Below are 6,501 nucleotides of genomic sequence, written 5' to 3' on the forward strand. Positions count from 1 at the left end.
AAGGTCAAAAGCGAGCGCAATCCATTCACTAGCGGGCATGACACGGTATCGTTAGGCGTTCGTCTTAACCGTAAACTCAGACAATTGCCTATTGCAGTAAGTGTAAAAACATTAGGATATCATTTAGAAACGCAAAGATGTAACCAAATATTACAATAAAAATTACCAAGCAAAAATACAACACAAAACTGATTTATAAGAAGTTTCTTAAAGCATCCCTTCAAAGCTTATGGGATAAGGGCTAACTCAAAAACATCAACTAACTTTACCTTTTCAGCGTGTGCAAAATACGAGCAAAAAGCCGAAATATCCGCCATGAAATTTTTATCTGAAAATGCGACGTGGGTGTGACGTTTAGGTCTCAGTATTTAAAAATGCACAGAAATTATTATGAGTATTTATTAATGCTCCGATTACATCGAATCATTCATTTTATTCCGTTATCAATTGTTAGCTAAACCCACCCATTTCTTTTATGCCACTTGTTAAACTGATTACTCCGAGCGTAAAAACCAAATGATCACCTTGTTAATTTCTGCCTCAGGGAGTGAGTCTTAAGGCAGTCTGAATGAAAGGATCACGCAGCGCCCTCCAGAGAGGCTCTGCTCAAGCCAAGCGCTCATGATGCTGTATTTCGGGCAGATTACGGCGGAGGCCGTTTAGCAGGGTTATGTGGGTTGCGCAGGAGAAAGACGATATAAAAGAAAAACCCCGAGCTTTAAAAAAGCTCGGGGTTGATATTTGGCGGAAGGACAGAGATTCGAACTCTGGGAGCTGTTACACTCGACGGTTTTCAAGACCGTTGCCTTAAGCCACTCGGCCATCCTTCCAATGGGCGCAGATATTAGCGATACCGTTATGAAATGTCTACCGTTGTGTCATAAAAAAATGCGTATTGCCGTGCAACTGCTTAAAGTTCAACCCAAAGGTGGCTAAAAAATAAAAAACCCCGTAAACACGGGGCTCTTTGGGTCACGTCACAGCCGACTATTTAGGTTGCGAATCATATTCCGAACAACTCTGATAACCTTTGTTCATAACATGCCCGGTATCGTTATAGCTGACAAAATAGGTCTGTGCTTTGCCATCCCGTGGGGCTACCGCGTAAGTATCGCAGGAGCCTTGCGCGTGAATAAGTGTCGCGGAAGTCGATGGTGGCCCAGCAATCGCGCGTACCTGTTGTTTAGTCATCCCGACTTTTACATCGCTTACTACGGGCTCATTAACATAACTGGCAGCCCTGTCGTAAGCGGTACAGCCAGCAAGAATGGAAAATGCCGCCGCAGTACTCACGGCTAAAACCAATTTCTTTGTCATAGCTTGTCCTCTAAAGTGCATTAATTGTCATCTAAGTCTAGATGGCAAAAGACTTTTCGACAAATCTCACTTTAACTCTCAGTGCTGTTTTTGCCAGCAATAGCGTAGCCAATCAATCAATAAGAACAACAATAAGCTGGCTCCCATCACCGGCAGGCAGAACCCAACGAGCAGGGTAAGCGTAATAATCGCCACCAATGGTCCTTTGGGCGCGTGGCGCAATAACGGAAAAGCACAATCGCGCAGCGACTGCATCGCTCGCCTACGCCACCACATCAGGTAGCCCATGATGACCATCGCGGCCAAACCGGCAGCAAAAACCACCAGAACCAACGTATTCACCCAACCAAATAGCACCCCCATGTGGAGATCGATCCCCCAGCGCGTCAGCTTGGCGGCTAAAGGATAGTGTTCGAAGCGCACATGGTCGGTAATCGTGCTATTAGCCGCATCCACCGCAACAGCATCAACCTGAGTTGGCCAACGGCGATCAATCTCACTGACCGTCCACGCCACCCCAGAGGAGGCTGGCTGTTTAATTTCTAGTTTATCCGCGTTGATGCCAGCCTGACGGGCTATCTGTAATACGCGATCGTAGGTATCAACATCCCATACCGGCATTGATTCGCCCTTCGGCATAGCATGGTGACGATGCTCAGCATGCTCATCGAGGGTTTCTGCCGATGCTGAAGACAATGCGGTAGCAATTGACGGCGTTGCCCACCCCAACTGCTGACGTAATATGCTGATATTATCCCCAGCCCACTTCGACCAAGTCAGCCCGGTAGCCGAAAAGAACAGCAGGCCAATCAACACGAACAGTCCCACTTTTCGATGCACCGCACGCAATCCTTTCTTTGCGTTACGCTTTGCCCGCCAGAGAATCAGCCCCCCCAGCGCCGCGATCCACAGCCATGACGCCGCAAGCTCGCTGTAATAACGGCCAATATCCCCTAGCAGCAGACTACGATGCAGTTGATCCAGCCAGGTTCGCAGCGGCAATATGCCGCTGGTGCCGTAAACCGTCATTTTACCGTGTATATCCGCCGTGACGGGATCGACAAATACAGCGAGGCGTTCGGAAGGCTGCAAACCCGCCATATTGAACAATACGCGCGTATTTTCCCCCACGGCAGGAGCAGGCCGCACCGCAGAAAGTGTCGCCTGCGGTGGCGCATCGGCTTGCGCAGCCCGAATTTGCGCACCAAGCGACAGCGCAGGTCCATGACTGCGGTTATACAGTTGTTCAGCGTAATAATGTGATTCGATTTGTGGTGTCAGGGCATAGAATATTCCACTCAATGCCGCGATCAGTAAAAAGGGACCGACAAATAAACCAATATAAAAATGTAATCGCATCATCAATGGAATAAACCAACTGCGGGTGGTGACATGATTCTGCCTATTATTGGCATTAGCTGATAACGCAGATATGCGTTCAGGCATCATTAACTATTCCTTGATAGGGAAGTGGGAAGTGGCAATTGCGAAATTTACCCGATCTTTATTTCTTTAACAAATATATTTAACCAGAAAATAGCAAAACAGCGACAGCCGGCAACGATGATTACCCACGGTGTTGGCGAGGTGTAAAAAATGTTACCATAGCGGCTAAAATGCTATCACAGCAAACGTTAACCCGCCCATCAAGGATATGACGACGAGTGAAACTCTCGACTCAATCTACGCGCACATTAGCCTGGCTGGGCTTGTTTGCTATGTTGATGATTTTCATAGCGCCGTCAATATCATCTCAACTCACTGAAAATAATCAAAATAAAAATACATCCAACGTTACAGCGTCTCTTTCTGAGCACAATGTAATGCCTCATCACCCACCGGAAAACGCGGCCATGATGATGCATCACGATGCGCAAATAACAGATAAAAGTGCGCTTGATTTTTGTGGTTATTGCAGCTTATTTCATCACTCTCCACCACTCCATATCGCGATATTTATCTTACCTGGCACTGAAACTCGGTCACCCCAACCTCTTATTTATCCCCTTTTTGGCATTATTGCTTTCGCGCCACTTCCTCCCTACCAGACGCGCGCCCCGCCTTTCCATTTTTTATTATCATAAGTCACATTAATTTTTATGCCTTATTTAATAAAGGCAGGGTTTATTATTGCCGATAATTAATAAACCCTATCCCGTCACTGATATAAAATAAGTTTAAATTAATTAAAAACCATAATCGCTCAATGACGGTATATCATCAGGGCGACGCCCTAACGGCCAATGAAATTGGCGCTCGCTTTCCTGAATAGGCCGATCGTTAATGCTAGCATGTCGATTGATCATCAATCCTTCCGCATTGAACTCCCAATTTTCGTTGCCAAAACTGCGATACCAGTTGCCGCTGTCATCGCGCCATTCATAGGCAAAACGTACGGCAATACGCGTCTCGTCAAATGCCCATAGCTCTTTGATCAAGCGATACTCTAGCTCTTTTGCCCACTTACGTTGCAAAAATTCCGCAGCCGCATCACGCCCAGCAACAAACTCGGCGCGGTTACGCCAATGCGTATCGACCGAATAAACCTGCGCGACACGTAATGGGTCGCGGCTATTCCAAGCGTCTTCAGCCAAGCGCACCTTCTCGATGGCGGATTCCCGGGTAAATGGTGGTAATGGGGGCTTACTCTGCATAGTGACCTCAATTTAAGTAAAGTAGACAGATCTGTCTACACAATTAGGCTAGCCTATGTAGACAGAGTTGTCTACAATCAACATTATGAATTTTTGAGGTAACACAATGGCTACGCACTGTAAAAACGTCCCCGCCCAGCAACGCATCTTGTTAACCGCACACGCGCTTTTCTATCGCGACGGTATTCGTGCCACCGGGATTGACAGAATTATTAAAGACTCCGGTGTGACTAAAGTGACGTTCTATCGCCACTTTCCTAGTAAGAACGAGCTGATTCGAGCGTTTCTCACTTACCGCCATCAACACTGGTTGACATGGTTTCGCCACAGCTTAGCGCAGCACGTCTCTCAACAAAGTGACCTGGTTATGGCATTGCCAGCCTGTCTGGCCGAGTGGTTCAGCGATCCGCATTATCGCGGGTGCGCCTTTATCAATACTGCGGTGGAGTTGGCGGATCTGCTGCCAGAAAGCCTGACGCTCGCTCAGCAGCATAAACAGCAGATGGCAGAGGAAATTGAGCAATATTTGCCGATGGATGGGCATCGGCAGCAACATGCCGCGATGATAGCAATGCTGATCGACGGCACTATTGTGAAAGTACAAATTGAACAGCAGGTTCAACCCGCATTACAGCTATTAACACACATGCTGTCAGCATTGGCGCAAACGTGGCGCTCATAGCGTAATAGTGATCCCCTAATCCCGGCGTCTTCCACTCTCAGGATCGCGGAAATAGGGCTTTCACTGCCCCACAGCCAAACCATACGCCCTGCTATCGCACTCTCATGGCGGATGTGCCGTTGTTCCAAATGGGTAATGACGGTTTACTGACGGCCAGGCCAAGATGATACGGCCCTGTGCCATCGTGTGGTGGTATATAACCCCTTCAGTTCGCGCAATCTGCGCGCTAATTCAGAGCAAAAAAAACGCGACCCGAGGGCCGCGTTTGATGCTTTCGCAGTAGAACTTAGAACTGGTAAACCAGACCTACAGCCACTACGTCGTCGGTGTTGATGCCAGCAGCTTTGGTGAAGTTGTTGTCATCCAGCAGGTTGATTTTGTAATCCACATAGGTAGACATGTTTTTGTTGAAGTAGTAAGTCGCGCCTACATCAACATATTTCATCAGATCCTGATCGCCGTAACCCTGTTCGATGTCTTTGCCTTTAGACTGCAGGTAAGCCACGGAAGGACGCAGGCCGAAATCGAACTGGTATTGTGCAACAACTTCGAAGTTCTGCGCTTTGTTCGCGTAACCGTAAGCAGTGCTGCTGCGCTTACCGAAGCGGGTAGCGTTGTAAGACTGGGTATACATCGCTGCCAGGTAAACGTTGTTCGCGTCGTATTTCAGACCGCCGCTGTAGGCTTCAGCTTTGTCGCCGTGACCCAAGATAGCTGCGTTGTTATGGCCATTTTGATCGTTGGTACGATCAGAAGAGAAGTACGCTGCCGCTGCGCTGATGCCGTAGCCCAGGTCATAGGTTGCAGACATACCGTAGCCATCACCGTTCTGTGCCAGAACGTCACGGCCATTGTTAGATTCGGTTGCGCTGTCGTTTTTACCCTGATACTGCAAAGCAAAGTTCAGGCCATCGACCAGACCGAAGAAATCGTTGTTACGGTAGGTCAGAACGCCATTGCTACGTTGGAATAGGAAGTTGTCCGCACCGTAGGTATCACCACCGAACTCTGGCAGCACGTCGGTCCATGCGCCGATGTCGTACAGTACGCCGTAGTTACGACCATAATCCAGTGAACCGTAATCGCCAAAACGCAGACCAGCGAAACCAACACGGGTGAAGGAATCGTTTTCAGCTTCGGTTTTGTTCAACTGAACCTGATATTCCCACTCACCGTAACCGGTCAGTTGATCGCTAATTTGAGTTTCACCGCGCAGACCAAAACGCATATAAGACTGATCGCCATCGGTTCCATTGTCATCGGAGAAATAGTGAAGACCATCGATTTTACCGAACAAATCCAGTTTATTACCGTCTTTGTTGTAGATTTCCGCTGCGCCTGCAGTGCCGGCTACCAGCAGTGCGGGTACGATCAGGGAGAGTACTCGAAGTTTCATCGTTATTATCCTCTTTAATTATGTCGAGCTACGGCCACTGCCCTTCTGAGCATTATTAGCACGACTAAGCATCACCATTCTGGTAACAAGGTTTATATTAATCCAGAAAGAAAATGATACCAAGTATCAATTAGTGTTTCAAAGTAATTATTAAGGATTTCAAAATGTAAATAAGCCCGAACTTTATCAAAAGTTTACAAATAACAAAAATAGCGCACACAAAGACAAAAAACATAATAATCACAGTAAAAACATACAACTATACAAAAATTTAAGTTAATAGAGAATACAATACAAAAGTGCAGAGCAATAAGCACAGACAATCAAAAAATAAGGGAGATCATGACACTATAATACTCGAGACTGTAATTTAAATTGTGTAATTGCCTGTTTTTGATATGTTCTTCCTGACAATGGAGACAGGCAAATTATGGACGAAAAGAAACTTAAAG

6 protein-coding genes and 1 tRNA gene are annotated in these 6,501 nt (G+C 46.9%); 2 read left to right on the forward strand and 5 right to left on the reverse strand.

What is annotated here, in order from left to right:
* Positions 1-742: 742 nt before the first annotated feature.
* From ACQKDS_RS19945 to ACQKDS_RS19955, 3 genes are all read right to left on the reverse strand, one after another.
* A tRNA-Ser gene (locus ACQKDS_RS19945) sits at positions 743-830 on the reverse strand.
* A 157-nt stretch (positions 831-987) separates the two neighbouring features.
* Positions 988-1,317 carry an osmotically-inducible lipoprotein OsmE gene (gene osmE, locus ACQKDS_RS19950; protein WP_399674003.1) on the reverse strand — a complete coding sequence of 110 codons (330 nt, stop codon included), beginning with the start codon at positions 1,315-1,317 and terminating at the stop codon, positions 988-990.
* A 78-nt stretch (positions 1,318-1,395) separates the two neighbouring features.
* Positions 1,396-2,763: a PepSY-associated TM helix domain-containing protein gene (locus tag ACQKDS_RS19955; RefSeq protein WP_399674005.1), complete on the reverse strand. Its 1,368-nt coding sequence runs from the start codon at positions 2,761-2,763 to the stop codon at positions 1,396-1,398.
* A 218-nt stretch (positions 2,764-2,981) separates the two neighbouring features.
* On the opposite strand from ACQKDS_RS19955, the gene ACQKDS_RS19960 reads away from it, so the two are divergent.
* The gene (locus ACQKDS_RS19960; RefSeq protein WP_399674001.1) at positions 2,982-3,401 is read left to right on the forward strand and encodes a DUF2946 domain-containing protein; all 420 of its coding nucleotides are present in this window, start codon (positions 2,982-2,984) and stop codon (positions 3,399-3,401) included.
* A gap of 102 nt (positions 3,402-3,503) precedes the next feature.
* Here ACQKDS_RS19960 and ACQKDS_RS19965 read toward each other — a convergent pair whose 3' ends face one another.
* Entirely contained in the window at positions 3,504-3,971 is a 468-nt protein-coding gene (locus tag ACQKDS_RS19965) for a DUF1348 family protein (RefSeq protein WP_399673999.1), read from the reverse strand.
* A 106-nt stretch (positions 3,972-4,077) separates the two neighbouring features.
* Here ACQKDS_RS19965 and ACQKDS_RS19970 point away from each other — a divergent pair, with 106 nt between their 5' ends.
* Positions 4,078-4,653, forward strand: coding sequence for a TetR/AcrR family transcriptional regulator (locus ACQKDS_RS19970; RefSeq protein ID WP_399673997.1), 576 nt, complete (start codon positions 4,078-4,080; stop codon positions 4,651-4,653).
* A gap of 286 nt (positions 4,654-4,939) precedes the next feature.
* Here the strand turns inward: ACQKDS_RS19970 and ACQKDS_RS19975 are convergent, their stop codons facing one another.
* Positions 4,940-6,049: a porin OmpC gene (locus ACQKDS_RS19975; protein ID WP_399673995.1), complete on the reverse strand. Its 1,110-nt coding sequence runs from the start codon at positions 6,047-6,049 to the stop codon at positions 4,940-4,942.
* Positions 6,050-6,501: the final 452 nt, after the last annotated feature.

It is taken from the genome of Serratia sp. NPDC078593 (genome assembly GCF_050268245.1).
GTDB lineage: Bacteria > Pseudomonadota > Gammaproteobacteria > Enterobacterales > Enterobacteriaceae > JBNNGK01.

What these genes read in the sequence shown, in the direction of transcription:
- ACQKDS_RS19965 (WP_399673999.1), bottom strand. Translation starts at nt 3,971, where the DNA reads ATGCAGAGTAAGCCCCCATTACCACCATTTACCCGGGAATCCGCCATC.
- ACQKDS_RS19975 (WP_399673995.1), bottom strand. Translation starts at nt 6,049, where the DNA reads ATGAAACTTCGAGTACTCTCCCTGATCGTACCCGCACTGCTGGTAGCC.
- osmE (WP_399674003.1), bottom strand. Translation starts at nt 1,317, where the DNA reads ATGACAAAGAAATTGGTTTTAGCCGTGAGTACTGCGGCGGCATTTTCC.
- ACQKDS_RS19970 (WP_399673997.1), top strand. Translation starts at nt 4,078, where the DNA reads ATGGCTACGCACTGTAAAAACGTCCCCGCCCAGCAACGCATCTTGTTA.
- ACQKDS_RS19955 (WP_399674005.1), bottom strand. Translation starts at nt 2,763, where the DNA reads ATGCCTGAACGCATATCTGCGTTATCAGCTAATGCCAATAATAGGCAG.